Raw genomic sequence first — 20,870 nt, 5'->3', positions numbered from 1 at the left:
GTTTACTGTCGCGCCCGCGACCCTTATAATAGTTCGATTAAGGTGACCGGTTCCGATGTCGCGCTGCCACACCGGCGCCGGGCCTCCACATAGATTGTCCAAAAGGCGGGTCCCAATGTTGCGAATAGCCGAAGAAGCCCTCACGTTTGACGATGTTCTCCTGATGCCGGGTTACTCCGACGTGCTGCCCAAGCACGTGGACCTGAAGACCCAGCTTACCAAAGGCATTACCCTCAACATTCCGCTGGTTTCAGCCGCCATGGATACCGTCACCGAGTCAGAGCTGGCCATTGCGATGGCCCAGGAAGGCGGCATCGGTATCATGCACAAGAACATGACCGTCGAGCAGCAGGCCGCCGCCGTACGCAAGGTCAAGAAATTTGAAAGTGGCGTGGTCAAGGACCCGATTACCGTATCGCCTTCCAACACGGTACGGGAACTGGTGGATATCACCATGGCTAACAGCATTTCGGGTCTGCCGGTGGTGGATGGCAAGGACCTGGTGGGCATCGTGACCGGCCGTGACATCCGCTTCGAGAGCCGGATGGAAACCCGGGTCGCCGATATCATGACCCCCAAGGACAAGCTGGTCACCGTCCGCGAGGGTGCCGACCTGGAGGAAGTGAAGGAACTGCTGCACCGCAACCGTATCGAGAAGGTGCTGGTGGTCAACGATGAATTCGAGCTGCGCGGGCTGATCACCGTCAAGGACATCCAGAAGGCCAAGGACTATCCGCTGGCCTGCAAGGATGACCAGGGCCGCCTGCGCGTGGGGGCCGCCGTGGGTACCGGTGGTGACACCGAGGCCCGTATTGCGGCGCTGGTGGAGGCCGGTGTTGACGTGATTGTGGTGGACACCGCCCATGGCCATTCCGCCGGTGTTATTGAGCGGGTCCGGTGGATCAAGCAGAACTACCCGCAGGTAGAGGTGATCGGTGGCAACATCGCCACCGCCGATGCGGCGATTGCATTGGCGGATGCCGGCGCCGACGCCGTCAAGGTGGGTGTGGGCCCTGGTTCCATCTGTACCACCCGGATCGTGTCGGGCATTGGTGTGCCGCAGATCAGTGCGGTGTCCAATGTGGCGGCTGCGCTCAAGGGTAGGGGGGTGCCGCTGATTGCCGACGGTGGCGTTCGTTTCTCCGGCGATATCGCCAAGGCGATTGCCGCAGGCGCCTACAGCGTGATGGTGGGTGGTCTGCTGGCGGGCACCGACGAATCGCCGGGCGAGGTGGAACTGTTCCAGGGTCGCAGCTACAAGGCCTATCGCGGCATGGGCTCACTGGGCGCCATGGGGCAGGGCTCCAGCGACCGTTACTTTCAGGACGCCAGCGAAGGCGTCGACAAGCTGGTGCCGGAAGGCATTGAAGGCCGCGTGGCCTGCAAGGGTCCGATGCGTAACATTGTCCATCAGTTGATGGGCGGCCTGCGGGCATCCATGGGCTACACCGGTAGCGCCGACATGGAAACCATGCGGACCCGGCCCCAGTTTGTTCGCATCACCAATGCCGGCATGCGTGAGAGTCACGTGCACGACGTGACCATCACCAAGGAAGCCCCGAACTACCGCGTAAGCTAATGTTGCCTGGTTTGCGGCCCTCTTCGGAGGGCCGTTTTCGTCTTTCATGTTGAGGAACCCATGTCCCAGAACATCCACGACCACCGCATCCTGATTCTCGATTTCGGTTCCCAGTACACCCAGCTCATTGCCCGCCGGGTGCGGGAAATCGGGGTTTACTGCGAGATCAAGCCCTTTGACATGACGGCAGAGGAGATCGATGAGTTCCGTCCCAAGGGGCTGATCCTGGCGGGTGGTCCGGAATCGGTCACCCAACTGGGTGGTCCGCGTGCGCCGGAAGGTGTGTTCGAACGCGGCGTGCCGGTGCTGGGCATCTGCTATGGCATGCAGACCATGGCGGAGCAGCTTGGTGGTAGCGTGGCCAGTTCCGAGAAACGGGAGTTCGGCTACGCCCAGGTCAAAGTGCGGGCAGAAGGGCCGCTGCTCAAGGACATCAAGGATCACCTCACCGCCCAGGGGGAATCCCTGCTGGATGTGTGGATGAGCCACGGCGACAAGGTGGTCAACATGCCGGAGGGCTTCGAGCTGCTGGCCTCCACCGAAAGTGCGCCGGTAGCCGCCATGCAGGACGTTAGCCGTAACCTCTACGGCGTGCAGTTCCACCCGGAAGTGACCCACACCCTCCAGGGGCAGCGCATCCTGGAGCATTTTGTAAAGGACATCTGCCAGTGTGAGGCCCTGTGGACACCGGCCCGCATCGTGGATGACGCGGTGCGTCAGATCCAGGAACAGGTCGGCGGTGAAAAAGTGCTGCTGGGCCTGTCCGGCGGCGTGGATTCCTCGGTCACCGCCGCGCTACTGCACCGCGCCATCGGTGATCAGCTCACCTGCGTATTCGTGGACAATGGCCTGTTGCGCCTGAACGAAGGCGACCAGGTGATGGACATGTTCGCCCGCAACATGGGAGTGAAGGTGATCCGGGCGGATTCCGAGGACCTCTTCCTGGGCCGCCTGAAGGGCGTCGAGGACCCGGAGCAGAAGCGCAAGATCATCGGCAACACCTTTATCGAGGTGTTCGACGAGCACGCGACCCAGATCACCGACGTGAACTGGCTGGCCCAGGGCACCATCTACCCGGACGTGATCGAATCCGCCGCCTCCAAGACCGGCAAGGCCCATGTCATCAAGTCCCACCATAATGTGGGCGGTCTGCCGGAGACCATGAAGCTCAAGCTGGTGGAACCCCTGCGTGAGCTGTTCAAGGACGAGGTGCGCCGTATCGGCCTGGAACTGGGCCTGCCCTACGACATGGTCTACCGCCATCCCTTCCCGGGGCCGGGCCTGGGCGTCCGTATCCTGGGCGAGGTGAAGAAGGAATACGCCGATATTCTGCGCCGCGCCGATGCCATCTTCCTGGAAGAGCTGCACCGGGCCGACCTGTACCACAAGACCAGCCAGGCCTTTGCGGTCTTCCTGCCGGTAAAGTCCGTGGGTGTGGTAGGCGATGCCCGTCGCTACGAGTACGTGATCGCGGTCCGCGCCGTGGAAACCATCGACTTCATGACCGCCCGCTGGGCGCGCCTGCCATATGAAGTGCTGGAAACCGTCTCCAACCGGATCATTAACGAGATCTCCGGGGTGTCCCGGGTAACCTACGATATTTCTTCCAAGCCGCCTGCGACCATTGAGTGGGAGTGAGGCTTTGGCCTGACAGAAAACGGCGCCCCAAGGGGCGCCGTTTTTATTTGCGGTAGAGCGGCAATACTTCAGAAGGTGTAACGGGCACTCAGGGCAATCGAGCGGCCCGGCTCCAGCAGGGTTTCTACCGTTGGGAACTCATGCCCGTAGCTGGCCCGGTCGGTGTAGGCCTCGTCGGTGAGGTTGTCCACGGACAGGCGCAGGACCAGGGGCTCGATGGGGCGGTAGTCGGCGTAGATGTCCACCACCTGGTAGCTGTCCTGCTTCGAACCACTTTCCTCGACGGCGTCGTTCTCCAGCGCGAATTCCGCGTTCATGCCCAGGTCCACCGACACAGAGGGGAAGGCCAGGGCGCCGTTGACGGTAATGATTTTGCCCAGGGGTACGGTGAAGTAGTTGCCGTCATAGGAGGTGGCCACTTCGCCGTCTTTCTCGGATTCGATATCCGAGTATTTGATCGACAGTTCGCCCCGCTCGTGCAGGTAGCCGGCGGCCAGATCGTAACCTTCAATATCAAAGTCGGCAAACAGGTCCGGACCGCCGCCCCAACTGGGTGTGCGACCGTTCTTGATCTCGGTCTGATAGACGTTGGCCTCACCGAAGAAACCGGCCGCCTGGACCCGCAGGCCAGCGGTATAGTTCTTCGATTCCACCGACTCAACGTCGTCGTAGACCCATGCGCCATTGAGGATGAAGTTCTCGGCCAGCGCCACGCCACCCCAGACATCCGAGTAACCGGCATTGATGGAGACATACTCGTTCAGGAACACTTCGCCGGAGAGGTTGGCGCTGACGCCGGAGTCGTCATGATCCGAGCCGTCGGTGCCGGTGAACTCCTGCCGGTCATAGCGGGCACCGTAGGAGAGTCTCAGCCAGTCGCCTACGGGCTGACGGACCTGGATGAAGGTACCGACATTCTCGGCGCTTTCCTCCAGGTCGGGGTCACCTTCGAAGCGGAATGTTGCAGTATCGTCATAGTAGTCGACGCCAGCGGTCACGGTAGCGAAGGGGGTATGGAACAGGTTCTGGACGGTGGCAGAATCACTCTCGGTGATACCGTTGTAGACGACGGTGGTTTCCGGAGCAGTCAGGGGGTGCTCCCGGGTTTCCAGATCCGTCTCGTTGGTGCCCAGGGTAACTTCGGGGTTCCACAGACCTTCGCCCCGATCACGGCTGTAGTTGAAGACGGTGTTGGTGCGGGTCAGGTCATAAACCCGGGATTCGGGCACCGGACGACCGGCAGTCAGATCGGCAAAGTTGGCCCGGTAGGGGCGGTCCGTGTCGTCGTTGACGACTTCATGACTCAGCTCCAGGCGGCCCAGTATGTCGTTCTCGTAGGCAATCTTGGCCAGGCCGCTGATCAGTGCGGGCGAGGTGTGGTCAACGGTATCTCCGTTACCATCCTCATAATCGTCGCCGTCCATATGTTTGATGTAGCCCAGTAGTTCCACATCGCCGGCACGGCCATAGAGGGATCCGGAGGTGGTCAGCTGGTCGCCGTTGGTGGCGTAGCGGCCATCCACGAAACCACCAATAGTGCGGTCTGGCGCCAGCACGTCGTTCACGTCGATGGTCTCGTACGCCAGGCTGCCGCCAATCGCCCCGGGGCCATCATCGGCCGGAGCCACGCTGGCGGATGCCCGCACGGCTTTCAGCAGGGCCGGATCAATCAGGTTGGTGGCGTTGTGGTGGAACACCTTGTTGTTTTGGCGGGCACCGTCCACAGTCACGGCCATGGCGGTTTCCTCGACGCCCCGCACATACACCTTCTGGTTCATGGCGATGGGGCCGCCCACGGACACGGAGGATTCCTCCTTGAACAGGTCCTTCATATCCTGGGGCTGGCTGGCCTCAATATCGGCACGGTTGTAGTTCACGGTGTCCGTGGGATTGGCGTCGATGGCGGCGAAAATCTGCACCGTGGGCAGCGCGGAAACCTCACCGTTGCCCTGCGCCAGTGGCTTTAGCAGTACAGCATTCTCGCCAGTGCGTTCGTAGGTGACACCGGTGCCCTGTAGCAGGTTCTGCAGCGCCTCATCCGGAGTGTAATCGCCACTCAGGGGGGAGGCGGTCCGACCTTCCAGCAGGGAGGTGTTGCCGCCAATGTTCAGGCCGGTCTGCTCCGCCAGTTCGGTGACCGCCTGGTCCAGTGGCTGGGCGGTGATGTTCACGGGGACTGCCGGCTCCTGGGCCAGGGTCAGGGTAGGTGTCGCCATGCCCAGGCCAAGGGCCAGCAGGGTGGCGGGAAGGTGTCGGTTGTTGCGCATCGAAATGCTCCTGATTGTCATTTGATAGTGTCTGTTATCTGTAATGACAATCCGGAGAAAGAATCGGGCAGTCATGGTCGACCTTTTTTTCAGTGGGCGACATCCAGGTACACCACATAGGGCGGGAAGCCCCGAGCATCCAGCCCCAGGGAGCCCGCGAGCAGACTGATGGCTGCCTCGGTATCCCGGGTAGGCAGGGCGCCGGTAAAACGCTTGTCGCTGGCGGCCAGTTCGTCGCTAATCATCAGCTTGCCGGAGTGATACTCTTCCAGCCGACCGACAACATCCTCCAGCGCGGCGCCGTTGAAGATGAGCTGTTCCCGGCTCCAGTCCGGCGTGGCCCGCAGTGACGCTGAGCCGCTCTGGAGCATGGCATCGCCCATGCGTGCCCACTGGCCAGCATTCAGTGCCAGGGATTCCCTGCCGTTGCCGGTGGTCACCCGGACCCGGGACTCGTACACCGTCACCAGGCTGTGGTCGTCATTGCGACGCACGCTATAGAGGGTGCCCATGGCCTCGGCTTTGCCGTCGCGGGTGGTCACGATGAACGGGTGGTCCGGGTCCGTCTCCACTTCTAACAGCACCTCGCCTCGGATCAGGCTGATCTGGCGGCGGCCCTTATCGAAGTTCACGTCAACGGCGCTGTTGGTGTTCAGGGTGATTTCGCTGCCGTCGGGTAGCTCAACGGTCGTCACCTCGCCGACGGCGCTACGGTAATCCGCCTGCCAGTATTGCCGGGGCAGTTGCAGTCCGGCCACGGCAACCAGCAGGCAAAGGCCTGCCGCACCCAGCGCACGTCCCAGGTGTGACGGAGAAGTAGCCGGGGCGGCGCCGGTCCACAGTCGCTGCATCTGTTCGAACACGTGGCGGTGTCGGGGATCCCGGGTCAGCCAGTCCTGGAATTCCCGGTTGTCGGTCGGATCAGGCGGCCCCTCGGCATCGAAATGGATCAGCCATTCAGCGGCCTGCTCACGGATGGCGTTCATCTGGCTCATTCCCCGTTCCTCCGAAAATCGTCATAGAGGCGGGCATGGCAGTGCACCAGGGCCTTTGATATGTACTGTTTGACGCTGCTTTCCGAGACATCCAGCCGCCGGGCGATCTGGCGGTAGCTGAGGCCTTCCGTCCGGGCCAGCAGGAAGGCTTCCCGGGGCTTTTCCGGTAGTTCCTCGGTGAGCATTATCAGCACCTGGTGGAGCAGATCCCGTGCTGCCACGATTTCTGCCGGCCCCTTGTGGTTGCCGGACTCCATGGTATGGGCAACCTGCTGCAGCACGTCAGCCTCCAGGTGCCTGCGACGGTGGCGGTTGATCATCAGCCGGTTGGCAATCACCAGCAGGTAGGCACGGGGTTCCCGCAAGACGGACAGATCCACGGTCAGCAGGCGCAGAAAGGTGTCCTGGCTCATGTCGCCGGCATCGGAAGGGCAGCCCAGCTTACCCTTGAGCCAGTTGAGCAGCCAGGGCTGGTGGTCCCGATACAGACTGTTTACGTCCCCTTCCGCGGAAAAGACAGGGGCTGTGTGTGAGTCCTGCGAGCTGGTGGACATGGAAGGTGAAACCTGTGCCTGTAGTAACTTGCGAATAGTAACCATTATCATTTTTAAGCTCAAGTTTTACGTATTTAACGGGGACAGGTGGATGGGGTGGTTGGTCTCTGGAAAGGCGCCGTTGGCGGAGGGTTATCGAAAGTCGCACAATGACTCGGGCTTTTGGTATTCTTGTCGCCGGTTAAGCAGCCCTACAGCGGGCATTGTTGAGAGGTTTCTCGGGCGGTAGCGTGTCGGAACATTCCGAAGACGATCAATTCTGGATGCAGCGGGCCCTGGCGCTGGCCGCCCATGCCGCGCGTCTGGGTGAGGTGCCGGTGGGCGCGGTGGTGGTGCAGGGCGGCCGCGAGGTGGGGGTCGGTTACAACGCACCGATATCGGCCTGTGATCCCACTGCCCACGCGGAGGTCCGTGCACTGCGTGATGCCGCCGCCCGGCTCGGCAATTACCGCTTGTCCGGTGCGACGCTTTACGTAACACTCGAACCCTGTACCATGTGCGTAGGCGCACTGGTTCACAGTCGCATTTCCAGGCTGGTATATGGAGCCACCGAACCCAAGGGCGGAGCGGTGGCGTCGGTCCGTGCCACCCTGGAGGAACCCCACTTCAACTGGTCGGTGACGACCACCGCCGGGGTCCTGGCCGACGAGTGCGGGCGGATGCTGACCGATTTTTTCGCGGCCCGGCGTGAACAGATTCGCCGGGCCCGGACCAAACCTCAGGCCTGAATGATTCAGGGACGAAACGGAACACTGACATGAAAGTACTGGTGACCGGCGGGGCCGGCTATATCGGAAGTCATGTGGTACGCCAGCTTGGCCAGGCGGGGCATGACATCATTGTTTTCGATAATCTCTCCACCGGCTATGCCTGGGCCGTGACCGCCGGTGAACTGGTGGTGGGTGACCTGGCGGACGAACAGGCCATCGACGAGCTGTTCGCCAGACACAGCTTCGACGCGGTGCTGCACTTTGCCGCCAACATCGTGGTGCCGGAGTCCGTTGCCAATCCCCTCAAGTACTACAGCAACAACACCCGCAACACCCTGAACCTGCTCAAGGCGGTGGAGCGTTACGGGGTCTCCTACATGGTCTTCTCTTCCACGGCGGCGGTCTACGGCATGCCGGAGGAAACCGTGCTGACAGAGGACATGCCCCTGGCACCGATCAACCCCTATGGTGCCTCCAAGATGATGAGCGAGCGGATGATCATGGATCTTGCCGCGGCCTCCTCCCTGAACTACGTGATTCTCCGCTACTTCAACGTGGCCGGCGCCAACCCGGAGGGACTGTTGGGGCAGGCCACCCCGGAAGCCACCCACCTGATCAAGGTGGCCTGCGAATGCGTGACCGGAGCGCGGGCAGGCATGAGCATTTTCGGCACCGACTATGATACCCGCGACGGTACCTGCATCCGTGATTACATCCACGTGGAGGACCTGGCCAAGGCTCATGTCATGGCGCTGGACTACATGGCCCAGGGCGGCGAGTCCCGGGTACTGAACTGTGGCTATGGCCGCGGCTTCACGGTCCGTGAGGTGATCGATATGGTCAAGGCGCGCTCCGGGGCGGATTTCCCGGTGGAGGAGACCGGCCCCCGTGCCGGCGACCCGGTGGCCCTGATGGCCGACAACCGGCGCATCACCGACACCCTCGGCTGGATCCCGGACCATGACGACCTGGGCACCATCGTCCAGACCGCCCTGGACTGGGAAGCAAAATGGCAGAAGATTCAGAAAGAAACGGTTTAATCGCAATAGGTTGCGAAAGACTTTTAACGTAAATTCTACTCGATTCGATAGCAGGGAATGAGCCCATGAAAATTACCATTTTTGGCACAGGCTATGTGGGACTGGTGACAGGCGCCTGCCTGGCGGATTCCGGCCACGATGTGCTTTGCATGGATGTTGACCAGGGAAAGATCGAACGACTCAGGAATGGCCAGATCCCCATCTACGAGCCGGGGCTGGAGCCCATTGTCCGCCACAACGCGGATGCAGGACGCCTGAAGTTCACCACGGATACGGCGGAAGCCGTGGCCCATGGCCTGCTGCAGTTCATTGCCGTGGGCACGCCCCCGGATGAGGACGGTTCCGCCGACCTGCAGTATGTACTGGCGGTGGCCAAATCCATTGGCCAGCATATGGACGACTACAAGGTGGTGGTGGACAAGTCCACGGTGCCCGTGGGTACCGCCGACAAGGTGCGTGACGCCGTGCGCCTCGAGCTGGACCACCGTAACCTGGAGCTGGATTTCGATGTGGTCTCCAACCCCGAATTCCTCAAGGAAGGGGCCGCGGTCAACGATTTCATGAAGCCGGACCGCATCATCATCGGCACCAACAGTGACCGGGCGGAAGAGGTTCTGCGGGAGGTTTACTACCCGTTCAACCGCAACCACGACCGGATGATCTTCATGGACATCCGTTCCGCCGAGCTGACCAAGTACGCCGCCAACGCCATGCTGGCCACCAAGATCAGCTTCATGAACGAGGTTGCCAACCTGGCGGAACGCCTGGGCGCGGATATCGAGGCGGTGCGTCGTGGTATCGGTTCCGACCCGCGTATCGGCTACCACTTCATCTACCCGGGCTGTGGCTACGGTGGCTCCTGCTTTCCCAAGGATGTGCAGGCGCTGGCCCGCACCGCCCATGGCTGTGGGTATGAGTCAAAGCTGCTCAATGCCGTGGAAGCGGTAAACTACGACCAGAAGCACGTACTGTTCGACAAGGTCAGCCACTACTTCCAGGGCGACCTGGCGAACAAGACCGTGGCGGTCTGGGGGCTGTCCTTCAAGCCCAACACGGATGACATGCGAGAAGCGCCGGCCCGTACCCTGATGGAATCCCTCTGGGAGGCCGGTGCCAGGGTCCAGGCCTTCGATCCGGAAGCCATGGAGGAAACCCAGCGTATCTACGGTAACCGGGATGACCTGCAACTCTGCGGTACCAAGGAGCAGGCCCTGCGCGGCGCCGACATCCTGGTAATCTGTACCGAGTGGAAGGAATTCCGCTCACCGGACTTCGAGGCCATCGTGAAGACCCTCAAAGAGCCGGTGATCATCGACGGCCGTAACATGTACGAGCCCCAGATGCTGGATCGTTATGGTCTGGTTTACTACGCTATCGGTCGCGGTCGTAACCAGTTCAACGTCGGCTGACGTCATGGCTGGAGATTTCCTCCTTCACGCACGGCTGGAGGCTGACACCATCAGCCTCGGTCGTACCGACCTGTGTGAAATCCGCCTGATGAACGACCGGACCTGGCCCTGGGTGCTGCTGGTGCCCAGGCGTCCGGATATCCGGGAGATCTACCAGTTGTCCGTTGCCGATCAGCAGCAGTTGCTGGCGGAATCCTCGTTACTGGGGAAGGGGATGATGGGGGCGTTTGGTGGCGACAAGCTTAACGTCGCGGCACTGGGCAATATGGTTCCTCAGCTCCACCTGCATCACATTGTCCGCCGGGAGGGGGACACCGGCTGGCCTGGTCCGGTCTGGGGGCTCCAGGCCCCTGAGCCCTACGGTGAGGGCGAGCTGGAGGCGTGTCTTGCGCGGCTTGAACCAGTGCTTGCCGAACTGATCAAAGGGGTTCCGGCGGGCTGATTCCCAAATCCTGGTTCAGAGCCGGATCGTGTTCCGGTGCCGTGCCATTACCTGGGAGCCCAGCAGCACCATGCGCAGCTCCATTTTCAGCCGCTTCCGCAACTGCTCCCTTTCCTCGCGACTGGCATCCAGGGCCTCCGCACCCTGGTTGAACACCAGCGTCACCATGGCTTCCGCCACCGTGCGGGCATTGTAGAGTGGTTTGCCCCGTTCCTCGCCAAAGCGGGCCAGGTCATCCGCCAGTTCCGTCACGAAATGATCGATCTCGGCCTTCACGGCGGTACGGAACTGCTTGGATACCCCGGTCCGTTCACGCAACATCAGGCGGAACAGGTTGGCGTTGTTGCCCAGGTATTCCAGGAAGGTATCCACCGACGTGCTGATGGCGCTGCCGTTACGGGCGATCCGCTTGCGGGCCTGGCGCATGAGTTGGCGCAGGGCGACACCGCCTTCGTCCACCAGGGCCAGGCCCAGTTCGTCCAGCTCCGCGAAGTGGCGATAGAAGGAGGTGGGTGCAATGCCCGCCTCCCGGGCCACTTCCCTCAGACTCAGGCTGCCGAAACCCCGGTCGGCGCTGAGCTGGGAGAGGGCAGCGTCCATCAGGGCACGGCGGGTACGGAGTTTCTGTTCGGCGCGGGCTGACACGGGGTATCCTTGGTTGGTCTGCTGGCGAGTCATTGTAGACAGGCAATTATGAGGATGGTAGCGGACAGCGACGACTCTGAGACAAATCACCGGAACGGATTCCATGTGCCGTGCGGCCGATTCGTGAATCCGCAGCAAATCCTGGTCCTGATTTTGGGCGCGATTGTGTTTATAATGACCCGCTTTTTCAAAGGCGCCTTCAGGGCAGCCACCATCCTGGTGGCAGGACTTCAGAACACACACTTGTAACGACAGCTATGGGAACGGGTATGCGCAGTCATTATTGCGGTGGAATCAACGAGTCAAACATCGATCAGGACGTCACGCTCTGTGGCTGGGTCCACCGCCGGCGGGATCACGGGGGCGTTATCTTCCTGGATCTGCGTGACCGGGACGGCATGGCCCAGGTGGTGTTCGATCCGGATACCGAGGAAAGTTTTGCCAAGGCCGAGAAGGTTCGTAGCGAGTTTGTGATCCAGATCACCGGCCGGGTCCGTCGTCGTCCCTCTGGCACCGAGAACCCCAACATGCCCACCGGCCAGGTGGAAGTGCTGGGCCGCGAGCTGACCATCCTCAACGCCGCCGCCACCCCGCCGTTCCCCCTGGACGAGCATGTGGATGTGGGGGAGGACGTGCGCCTGCGCTACCGTTTTGTCGACCTGCGTCGCCCTGAGATGCTCAACCGTCTGCGGTTCCGTTCACGGGTCACCAGCTACATCCGTAACTTCCTGGATGGCAACGGCTTCATGGACGTGGAAACCCCGATCCTGACCCGTGCCACGCCGGAAGGTGCCCGTGACTACCTGGTGCCCAGCCGTACCCATGAAGGCTCCTTCTTCGCGCTGCCCCAGTCTCCACAACTGTTCAAGCAGTTGCTGATGGTGTCCGGCGTTGACCGTTATTACCAGATCGCCAAGTGTTTCCGGGACGAGGACCTGCGTGCCGACCGTCAGCCGGAATTCACCCAGGTGGATCTGGAGGCTTCCTTCGTCAATGAGGAAGACCTGATGAACCTGACCGAATCCATGACCCGCAACCTGTTCAGGGACGTTCTGGACGTGGAGCTGCCGGAATTCCCTCGCATGCCTTACGGCGAGGCCATGCAGCGTTACGGCTCGGACAAGCCGGACCTGCGTATCCCGCTGGAACTGGTGGATGTGGGCGACCTGGTCGAGAGCGTCGACTTCAAGGTATTTTCCGGCCCGGCCAAAGACCCGAAAGGCCGCGTTGCCGCACTGCGGGTGCCCAATGGCGGCAGCCTGACCCGCAAGCAGATCGACGACTACACCAAGTTCGTTGGCATTTATGGCGCCAAGGGGCTGGCCTACATCAAGGTGAACGAGGTTGCCAAGGGCGTTGAAGGTCTGCAATCGCCCATCGTCAAGTTCCTGGGTGATGAGACCGCCATGGCGGTCATGGAGCGTACCGGCGCGGAAGACGGCGACATCGTATTCTTCGGTGCGGACAAAACCAACGTGGTCAATGAGGCCCTGGGGGCCCTGCGGATCAAGGTGGGCCACGACCTGGAGATGCTGACTAAAGAATGGGCGCCCCTGTGGGTGGTGGATTTCCCCATGTTCGAGGAAACCGACAACGGCGGCCTGACCGCTATCCACCATCCGTTCACGGCGCCGAGCTGCACTCCGGAGGAACTGGCGGCAGACCCCGCCAATGCCCTGTCCCGGGCCTACGACATGGTACTGAACGGTACCGAGTTGGGCGGTGGCTCCATTCGTATCCATGATGAGAACACCCAGCAGTCCGTGTTCCGGGTACTGGGGATCGACGAGGAGGAAGCCCGGGCCAAGTTCGGCTTCCTGCTGGATGCCCTCAAGTTCGGTTGTCCTCCCCACGGTGGCCTGGCCTTCGGCCTGGACCGTCTGGTGATGCTGATGACCGGCGCCAGTTCTATCCGTGACGTGATTGCGTTCCCGAAAACCCAGAGCGCCACCTGCCTGATGACCCAGGCACCGGGCGAGGTGGACGAGAAGCAGCTCAAGGAACTCAACATCCGCCTGCGCAAGCCGGTCGCCAAGGCGGCCGACCAGGCCGGGGAGAAGTCCGAAGGCTGAGACAGGGCCGCTCCGGTATTCGTTTCGGTCGGGGCGGCTCCCAATCCATTGGCCAGCAGCAAGACAGGAGTGGTTTATGGCCGGGCACAGTAAATGGGCCAACATCAAGCACCGCAAGGCGGCCCAGGATGCCAAGCGTGGCAAGATCTTCACCAAGATCATCCGTGAACTGGTGGTGGCGGCAAAGCTGGGTGGCCCGGACCCGAACGATAACCCCCGTCTGCGTGCGGTGATGGACAAGGCCCTGACCGCCAACATGAAGAAGGACACCATCGAGCGCGCCATTGAGCGGGGCGCCGGCGGTGGCGACGACAACAACTACGAGGAACTGACCTACGAAGGGTATGGTCCCGGAGGCGTCGCCATGTACGTGGAGGTCATGACCGATAACCGCAACCGTACCGTGGCCGAGGTGCGTCACGCCTTCAACAAGTTCGGCGGCAACCTGGGCACTGATGGTTCGGTGGCGTTCCTGTTCAGCAAGCAGGGCATTCTCAGCTATGCTCCCGGCACCAGCGAGGAACGGTTGATGGAGGTGGCCCTGGAGGCGGGCGCGGAGGATATTGTCGAGCAGGATGATGGCTCCTTCGAGGTACGCACCACCCCGGAAACCTACCTGGATGTGAAAGAAGCCCTGGTGGAAGCCGGCCTGGAACCCGACAATGCCGAAGTCACCATGGTGCCGGCGACCACCGTGGACCTGGACCGGGATGGCACCGAGTCCAACCTCAAGCTGATCGACATGCTGGAAGACCTGGACGACGTGCAGAACGTCTATTCCAACGCCGAATTCGACGACGAGGTTCTGCAGGAACTCAACGCCTGAGTCGACTCCCTACCCACAAGACGCGGGGGCAGTGCCTGATGGCAATTATCCTTGGGGTGGATCCCGGATCCCGTATTACCGGGTATGGCGTCATCCGCACCAGTGGCCGCACTACCGAATACCTGGACAGTGGCTGTATCCGGGTCGGGGAGCGGCCCATGGCGGAGCGGCTGCAGGTGATCTTCCAGAGCCTGGCCACGCTGATTGCCGAGTACCGGCCGGACGAATTCGCCATTGAGCAGGTGTTCATGGCCCGCAACCCGGATTCAGCCCTCAAGCTGGGGCAGGCCAGGGGCGTGGCTATCGTCAGCGCCGCCAATTCCGGGCTGGCGGTACACGAATACTCCGCCCGCCAGGTGAAGCAGGCGGTGGTGGGCAAGGGCGGCGCCGACAAGTCCCAGGTCCAGCACATGGTGCAGGCCATCCTCAAACTCGCCCGCAAGCCCCAGGAGGATGCCGCCGACGCCCTGGCCATCGCCCTGTGCCATGCCCACATGAGCCAGAGCGTGGCCCGCCTGTCCGGGGCCGGTCAGGCATCCGCAACGTCGGCCACATCACAGGCGGCTGCCGGCAGGCGTGTCCGCGGCGGTCGGATGCGTTAATCTTCCCTCTATCCCGGAAACAGAACACTATTCCAGTAACAGAACAACGGAGACAGACCCGGTGATCGGACGACTGCGCGGTACCCTGGTTGAAAAGCAGCCTGGCCAGGTCCTGGTGGAGGCTGCCGGCCTCGGCTATGAAGTGGATATTCCCTACACCACCTTCTTCCATCTGCCGGAAGCCGGCCAGGAAGTCACCCTGCATACCCACTTTGCGGTCCGTGAGGATGCCCAGAGTCTGTATGGCTTTGCCCGGCGCCTGGACCGGGATCTGTTCCGCCTTCTGATCAAGGTGAACGGGGTGGGCCCGAAGCTGGCTGTGGGGATTCTTTCGGGTCTGGATGCGGATCAGTTCATCCGTTGCGTGGAGCAGAGGGACACCAGCGCCCTGGTGAAACTGCCGGGTGTGGGCAAGAAGACCGCCGAGCGACTGTTGATCGACATGGCTGACCGTATCGGGCAGCTTGAGGGGCAGTTCGTGGTATCCAGTGATGGTGCCGTGAAAGAATCGGACCTGCCGTCACGGTCTCCAAAGCAGCCGGACGCATCGGAAGAGGCGGAGGCCGCCCTGATCGCCCTGGGCTACAAGCCCCAGGAGGCCAGCAAGGCCATCAATCGTGTCGCCGAGGACGGCATGAGCCGGGAAGAGTTGATCCGGCAGGCGCTCAAGGCCATGATCCCCGCCACCTGAGGTGGATATCCGGCTGTTCGCCGTTCGGAAATGGCCGGGGAATGTGTAAAGAGCGTAACGTGACAGGCATACTACTGACCGTACAATGTGTCCGGGTTGAGGGGATGACCGGAAGCACTTGGCCAGGGCCTGCCGACGTGGGTCAGGGAAGGGGATGCACCGACGGGGTCCGACAATGCCGGTCAGGGCGGATGAACAAGTCATCCGAACACAGGTATGATGGTGAAAACCTGTAACGAGTCTTTACATGATTGAATCTGATCGACTGATTTCTCCCCAGGCCGGGCTACAGGAAGAGGCCTACGACCGCGCGATACGGCCCCATCGCCTGGAAGACTACGTGGGTCAGCCCACTGTCCGCGAACAGATGGAGATCTTTATCTCCGCCGCCCGGGGCCGCAACGAGGCCCTGGACCACACGCTTATCTTCGGCCCTCCGGGTCTCGGCAAGACCACCCTCGCCAATATCATCGCCAACGAAATGGGCGTGGCCATCAAGACCACCTCCGGTCCGGTGCTGGAGAAGGCCGGTGACCTGGCCGCCATGCTCACCAACCTGGAGCAGGGCGATGTCCTGTTTATCGACGAGATCCACCGCCTCAATGCAGCGGTGGAGGAAGTGCTCTACCCGGCGATGGAGGACTACCAGCTCGATATCATGATCGGGGAAGGGCCGGCGGCCCGCTCGATCAAGCTGGACCTGCCGCCGTTTACACTGGTGGGGGCGACCACCCGGGCCGGATTGCTGACATCACCGCTGCGGGACCGCTTCGGCATCGTGCAGCGGCTGGAGTTCTACAATACCCGCGACCTGACCTCAATTGTGCTGAGGTCGGCCGCCCTGTCCGGCGTCTCCATTGATGACGCCGGTGCCTATGAGATCGCCCGGCGCTCCCGGGGCACGCCGCGAATTGCCAACCGCCTGCTGCGCCGGGTGCGGGACTACGCGGAAGTAAAGGCCGACGGTTCCATTACCGCCGGGGTGGCGGACCAGGCCCTCAACATGTTGAAAGTGGACAACGAAGGCTTCGATCACATGGATCGACGGCTGCTGCTGGCCATGATCGAGAAATTTGATGGGGGCCCCGTGGGGGTCGACAGCCTTGCCGCCGCCATCAGCGAAGAGCGGGGCACCATCGAGGATGTGCTGGAGCCTTTCCTGATACAGCAGGGGTTCATGGTTCGGACGCCGCGAGGGCGTATGGTCACCAACAGTGCCTACCTTCACTTTGGCGCCACGCCGAAATCATCACACCAGGAGGATCTCCTTGACGGACAGCCGTAACGACGCCGATCAGGAACTCGCCGCCTTTACCCTGCCCGTACGTGTCTATATCGAGGATACAGATGCTGGCGGTATTATCTTTCATCCCAAGTACCTGCATTATATGGAGCGGGCGCGTACTGAATGGTGTCGGGGGCGTGGCGTGGGGCTTCGCTCCGGGCTCAGCGACAACATCAGCTATGTGGTACAGAAACTGAACATTCACTACGCGGCGCCCGGTTATGTCGACGACGAACTGCTGGTCACGGCAGACCTGGTGAATGCCGGGCGCGTATGGATGGAGTTCGACCAGAGGGTAAGCCGCGCGGCGGATGACCGGGAACTGGCCCGCGCCAGTGTCACGGTTGCCTGCGTGGCCCTGGATTCCGGGCGCCCGAGGCGGCTGCCGGAAGACCTGGGGCAATTGCTGCAGCGGCACCTGGCGGCAAAGACATCATCACAGACACATCAGGAGTAAATGGTGGATTCAGAACTTTCCGTATGGCATCTCATCGCCCAGGCCGGCCCGCTGGTACAGCTTGTCATGCTGTTGCTGGCGCTGGCATCGGTGATTTCATGGGCGCTGATCTTCCAGCGTATCCAGGTTTTCCGCAAGGCAAAGCGGGCACAGCGGGCCTTTGAGGAACAGTTCTGGTCCGGCATGGACCTCGGCCAGCTCTATCGGGAAGTCAACGCCAACCCGACCCCCTATTCCGGCATGGAGTCCGTTTTCCGGGCCGGTTTCCGGGAATTCTCCCGCCTGCGCCAGCAAAGCCGCGATCCCGATGCGGTGATGGACGGTGTCCAGCGGGCCATGCGGGTGGCCTTCTCCCGGGAACAGGAGCGTCTGGAAACCCATCTGCCGTTCCTGGCGACCGTCGGCTCAACCAGCCCCTACGTCGGTCTGTTCGGGACCGTCTGGGGCATCATGAACTCGTTCCGCGGGCTGGCGACCGTGCAGCAGGCGACACTGGCCACGGTGGCGCCGGGTATCTCCGAAGCGCTGATCGCCACGGCCATGGGTCTTTTCGCGGCCATTCCGGCGGTTATCGCCTATAACCGGTTCTCCTCAAGGTCCGACGCGCTGCTGCAGAACTATGAAACCTTTGCCGAGGAGTTCTCCAGCATACTGCATCGCCGGGTGCACGGTAACGGTGGCAGTCAGGGCTGATCGCGAAGGCGACGGGAGAGGATGTGATGAAAGGCGGAATGATGCACACGGTTCGCCGCAAACCCATGGCGGAGATCAACGTCGTACCCTATATCGACGTGATGCTGGTGTTGCTGGTCATCTTCATGGTGACCGCTCCCATGCTGACCCAGGGTGTGAAGGTGGACCTGCCGGAGACAACCTCGGATCCGATCCAGGCTGAGAAGGAGACCGAGTCTGTGGTGGTATCCATCGACGCCAATGGTGCCTACTATCTGCAGGTGGGTGATGAGGACAGTGATCCGATGCCCTTACGTCAGGTACAGGAGATGGTCGGCAAGATCATGGCCGGGCGCACCAATCGCGAGGTGCTGGTGCGTGGCGATCAGAACGTACAGTACGGCAAGGTGGTTCAACTGATGTCGGTACTGCAGCAGGCGGGTGCCACCAATGTGGGCCTGATTACCGAGGCAGAAGAGACGGATGAGGCGGGTGGATAATCTGTGACGGATCCACGACCCGAAGAACGTAAGGAAAGCCGCCCGGCGTGGACATCGCCGGTATTATTGTCGCTGGTGCTCCACGGCGCCATTGTGGCGATTACGCTGATGAGCTGGCACTGGGTTTCGCCCATTGAGGAACCGCCTGAGCCCAGCATCTCCGCCCGGCTGGTCGCTCCGGAGGCTGTGCCGCCCCAGGAAACCACCACACCGCCGCCAGAGCCTGAACCCGCGGAGCCGGAACAGCCTCCGGAGGATGAGCGTCAGCAGCAGGAAGAGGAGCAGCGGCGCATTCAACAGGAGCAGGAGCGCCAGCGCCAGGAACAGGAGCAGCGCGAGCAGGAACGTCTGGAACAGCAGCGACGTGAGCAGGAGGCCGCCCGCGAACGTGAGCGCCAGGCCCGTGAGGAAGAGGCTGCCCGGCAGAAAGCCCAGGCCGAAGCGGAAGAGGAAGCCCGCCGCCAGGCCGAGGAAGAGCGCAAGGCCCGCGAAGAAGCGGAGCGCAAGGCCGAAGAGGAACGCAAGCGCCAGGAGCAGCAGCGTCGTGAGGAAGAGGAGCGGCGCCGCCAGGAAGAGGAACGCCAGCGTCAGGAGGAAGAACGCCGTCGCCAGGAGGAAGCCGAACGCCAGCGTCAACAGGAAGAAGCCGAGCGTCGCCAGCGGGAGCAGCAACTGGAGGACATGGCCCGGGAGGCCGAGGAATCCCGGCTGGCAGAGGAGCGCCGACAGCAGGAGGCCGCCGCGGCCAGGGCCCGGGAAACCGAGATGCAGAACGAAAGGGCCCGCTACGTGTCACTGATAGGGCAGGCCATTGAGAATCAGTGGTATCCGCCGTCGTCGGCACGGGAAGGTATGAGTGTCCTGTTGCGTCTGACGTTGCTGCCCAATGGTGAACTGCAGTCGGTGGAAGTCGTCGAAAGCAGCGGGAACCAGGCATTTGACAACTCCGCTATCAGTGCCGCCCGGGCAATCCGTGAGTATCCAATTCCGGAGAGCCGCGATACCTTTGAGCGCTACTTCAGGCAGTTTACGATCAAGTTTGAGCCGGAGGTCTGAGGTGTGATGCTGAACACCCAACCGGAACCCCGAAAAAGGATGGTGAGGCCAGTATGACAGTAACCAACCCCACGAACACGGCCAGTTCCCTGAGGATCACCGGACCGGTTGCACTGGTCCTGTTGATGGCGACCCTGTTGCTGGCTACCTCGGTGGCCCGGGCGGAACTGATGATCAGGGTGACCAAGGGCACCGGAGAGGCGATTCCGGTGGCAGTGGTACCCTTCGGAAAGTCCGGTGACCTGCCGGCGGGGGATGATATCAGCACCATTGTCCGCAATGACCTGGAAATGACCGGCGAATTCACCCCACTGTCGGCGGAGCGCATGCTCAGCCTGCCGTCCAGCGGTGACGACGTCTTCTTCAGGGACTGGCGCATGCTGGGGCAGCGCTACCTGCTGGTGGGCAATGTTACCCTGGAGGGGGATCGGGTCCGTGCCCGCTATGAGCTGTTCGACGTGAACAGTGAGAAGCGCATGCTGGGGGAAACCTCCACCACGTCGGTCAACAACATACGCACGCTGGCACATCACATCAGCGACAAGGTATACGAGGCGTTGACCGGCGAACCGGGCATCTTCTCCACCAAGCTGGCCTATGTCACCCTGGATGAACATGAGGGCAAGCCCCGCTACCGCCTCCAGATCAGTGACGTGGATGGTCGCCGCTCCAGCGTCCGGCTGGAGAGTCGCGAGCCCATCCTGTCTCCGGACTGGTCGCCGGATGGCAAAAAGCTGGCCTATGTGTCTTTCGAGAGCGGCAGGCCGGAGATCTTCATACATGAGCTGGCCACTGGTAAACGTTCCGTGGTGGCGTCTTATCCCGGTCTGAATTCCGCCCCTAACTGGTCACCGGATGGTCGTTCGTTGCTGGTAACCCTGTCCCGCTCGGGCAATGCCGAGATCTACCGGCTGGATGTGGATACTCGTTCCCTGACGCGCCTGACCGACCACTGGGGCATCGACACCGAAGGTGCCTGGCATCCGGACGGAGACGGTCTTGCCTTTACCTCCGACCGTTCCGGTGGCCCGCAGATCTATATCAAGGAGAGCGAACGTGCCTCGCCCCGCCGGATTACCTTCGGTAGCCGATATAACGCGCGGCCGCGTTTCAGCCCGGATGGCGAGTACATCTACTACGTCCATCAGCGCGACGGCGCCTTCCTTATCGCGCGGACCGAGCTGGACTCCGGCGACGAGCAGGTGCTGACCCGCACCGGCATGGACGAATCCCCAAGCATCGCGCCCAACGGCCGACTGCTGATCTACGCGACCCGCCAGGGGAATGACAGCGTACTGACCGTTATATCCACCAATGGTGGCGCTGCCTATACGCTGCCGGCGGCCCGTGGGGATGTACGTGAACCGGCCTGGTCCCCCATCCTCCGTTGAACAGCGGCGGGGGAGGAACAGGCCCATTGAAAACCATGA

20 protein-coding genes are annotated in these 20,870 nt (G+C 61.9%); 16 read left to right on the top strand and 4 right to left on the bottom strand.

Features of this window, described 5'->3' with window-relative positions; translation table 11 throughout:
• Positions 1-115 precede the first annotated feature (115 nt).
• Both guaB and guaA read left to right on the top strand, forming a co-directional pair.
• On the top strand, positions 116-1,579 hold the full coding sequence (gene guaB / locus ACJO2E_RS08960) for an IMP dehydrogenase (protein WP_406963529.1): 1,464 nt from the start codon (positions 116-118) through the stop codon (positions 1,577-1,579).
• A 60-nt stretch (positions 1,580-1,639) separates the two neighbouring features.
• Positions 1,640-3,217 carry a glutamine-hydrolyzing GMP synthase gene (guaA, locus tag ACJO2E_RS08955; protein ID WP_406963528.1) on the top strand — a complete coding sequence of 526 codons (1,578 nt, stop codon included), beginning with the start codon at positions 1,640-1,642 and terminating at the stop codon, positions 3,215-3,217.
• 68 nt (positions 3,218-3,285) lie between these two features.
• On the opposite strand, the gene ACJO2E_RS08950 is transcribed toward guaA, so the two are convergent.
• The 3 genes from ACJO2E_RS08950 to ACJO2E_RS08940 form a co-directional block, all read right to left on the bottom strand.
• Complete coding sequence (locus tag ACJO2E_RS08950; protein ID WP_406963527.1) at positions 3,286-5,484, bottom strand: TonB-dependent receptor; 2,199 nt, start codon at positions 5,482-5,484, stop codon at positions 3,286-3,288.
• A gap of 89 nt (positions 5,485-5,573) precedes the next feature.
• Positions 5,574-6,479 carry a FecR family protein gene (locus ACJO2E_RS08945; RefSeq protein WP_406963526.1) on the bottom strand — a complete coding sequence of 302 codons (906 nt, stop codon included), beginning with the start codon at positions 6,477-6,479 and terminating at the stop codon, positions 5,574-5,576.
• On the bottom strand, positions 6,476-7,033 hold the full coding sequence (locus ACJO2E_RS08940) for a sigma-70 family RNA polymerase sigma factor (RefSeq protein ID WP_406963525.1): 558 nt from the start codon (positions 7,031-7,033) through the stop codon (positions 6,476-6,478). Before ACJO2E_RS08940 ends, ACJO2E_RS08945 begins: the two co-directional genes overlap by 4 nt.
• Positions 7,034-7,263: 230 nt before the next feature.
• Here ACJO2E_RS08940 and tadA point away from each other — a divergent pair, with 230 nt between their 5' ends.
• The 4 genes from tadA (at position 7,264) to ACJO2E_RS08920 (ending at position 10,634) form a co-directional block, all read left to right on the top strand.
• Complete coding sequence (gene tadA / locus ACJO2E_RS08935; protein WP_406963524.1) at positions 7,264-7,761, top strand: tRNA adenosine(34) deaminase TadA; 498 nt, start codon at positions 7,264-7,266, stop codon at positions 7,759-7,761.
• Positions 7,762-7,790: 29 nt separating this feature from the next.
• Entirely contained in the window at positions 7,791-8,783 is a 993-nt protein-coding gene (galE, locus tag ACJO2E_RS08930; protein WP_406963523.1) for a UDP-glucose 4-epimerase GalE, read from the top strand.
• Positions 8,784-8,848: 65 nt separating this feature from the next.
• A complete protein-coding gene (locus ACJO2E_RS08925) occupies positions 8,849-10,192 on the top strand; it encodes a UDP-glucose dehydrogenase family protein (RefSeq protein WP_406963522.1) in 1,344 nt (447 codons plus the stop codon).
• A gap of 4 nt (positions 10,193-10,196) precedes the next feature.
• Positions 10,197-10,634, top strand: coding sequence for an HIT domain-containing protein (locus ACJO2E_RS08920; RefSeq protein WP_406963521.1), 438 nt, complete (start codon positions 10,197-10,199; stop codon positions 10,632-10,634).
• A gap of 15 nt (positions 10,635-10,649) precedes the next feature.
• Here ACJO2E_RS08920 and fabR read toward each other — a convergent pair whose 3' ends face one another.
• Complete coding sequence (fabR, locus tag ACJO2E_RS08915; protein ID WP_328189301.1) at positions 10,650-11,279, bottom strand: HTH-type transcriptional repressor FabR; 630 nt, start codon at positions 11,277-11,279, stop codon at positions 10,650-10,652.
• Between the two features lie 269 nt (positions 11,280-11,548).
• On the opposite strand from fabR, the gene aspS reads away from it, so the two are divergent.
• From aspS to tolB, 10 genes are all read left to right on the top strand, one after another.
• Positions 11,549-13,351 carry an aspartate--tRNA ligase gene (aspS, locus tag ACJO2E_RS08910; protein WP_406963520.1) on the top strand — a complete coding sequence of 601 codons (1,803 nt, stop codon included), beginning with the start codon at positions 11,549-11,551 and terminating at the stop codon, positions 13,349-13,351.
• Positions 13,352-13,427: 76 nt separating this feature from the next.
• Complete coding sequence (locus ACJO2E_RS08905; RefSeq protein ID WP_406963519.1) at positions 13,428-14,177, top strand: YebC/PmpR family DNA-binding transcriptional regulator; 750 nt, start codon at positions 13,428-13,430, stop codon at positions 14,175-14,177.
• A gap of 38 nt (positions 14,178-14,215) precedes the next feature.
• A complete protein-coding gene (gene ruvC / locus ACJO2E_RS08900) occupies positions 14,216-14,779 on the top strand; it encodes a crossover junction endodeoxyribonuclease RuvC (protein ID WP_406963518.1) in 564 nt (187 codons plus the stop codon).
• A 61-nt stretch (positions 14,780-14,840) separates the two neighbouring features.
• Positions 14,841-15,470, top strand: a complete 630-nt coding sequence (gene ruvA, locus ACJO2E_RS08895; RefSeq protein WP_406963517.1) for a Holliday junction branch migration protein RuvA — start codon at positions 14,841-14,843, stop codon at positions 15,468-15,470.
• A gap of 247 nt (positions 15,471-15,717) precedes the next feature.
• The gene (gene ruvB, locus ACJO2E_RS08890; protein ID WP_406963516.1) at positions 15,718-16,755 is read left to right on the top strand and encodes a Holliday junction branch migration DNA helicase RuvB; all 1,038 of its coding nucleotides are present in this window, start codon (positions 15,718-15,720) and stop codon (positions 16,753-16,755) included.
• The gene (locus ACJO2E_RS08885) at positions 16,739-17,212 is read left to right on the top strand and encodes a YbgC/FadM family acyl-CoA thioesterase (protein ID WP_406963515.1); all 474 of its coding nucleotides are present in this window, start codon (positions 16,739-16,741) and stop codon (positions 17,210-17,212) included. Before ruvB ends, ACJO2E_RS08885 begins: the two co-directional genes overlap by 17 nt.
• Positions 17,213-17,215: 3 nt before the next feature.
• Positions 17,216-17,905, top strand: coding sequence for a protein TolQ (gene tolQ / locus ACJO2E_RS08880; protein ID WP_328189290.1), 690 nt, complete (start codon positions 17,216-17,218; stop codon positions 17,903-17,905).
• A 26-nt stretch (positions 17,906-17,931) separates the two neighbouring features.
• Positions 17,932-18,384 carry a protein TolR gene (gene tolR, locus ACJO2E_RS08875; RefSeq protein WP_328189392.1) on the top strand — a complete coding sequence of 151 codons (453 nt, stop codon included), beginning with the start codon at positions 17,932-17,934 and terminating at the stop codon, positions 18,382-18,384.
• A gap of 3 nt (positions 18,385-18,387) precedes the next feature.
• Positions 18,388-19,440, top strand: coding sequence for a cell envelope integrity protein TolA (gene tolA, locus ACJO2E_RS08870; protein WP_406963514.1), 1,053 nt, complete (start codon positions 18,388-18,390; stop codon positions 19,438-19,440).
• 53 nt (positions 19,441-19,493) lie between these two features.
• Complete coding sequence (tolB, locus tag ACJO2E_RS08865) at positions 19,494-20,831, top strand: Tol-Pal system beta propeller repeat protein TolB (protein WP_406963513.1); 1,338 nt, start codon at positions 19,494-19,496, stop codon at positions 20,829-20,831.
• The last annotated feature ends 39 nt before the right edge of the window (positions 20,832-20,870 follow it).

Source organism: Marinobacter shunpengi, assembly GCF_045449695.1.
GTDB lineage: Bacteria > Pseudomonadota > Gammaproteobacteria > Pseudomonadales > Oleiphilaceae > Marinobacter.
This window is presented reverse-complemented; position numbering and strand designations above follow the sequence as displayed.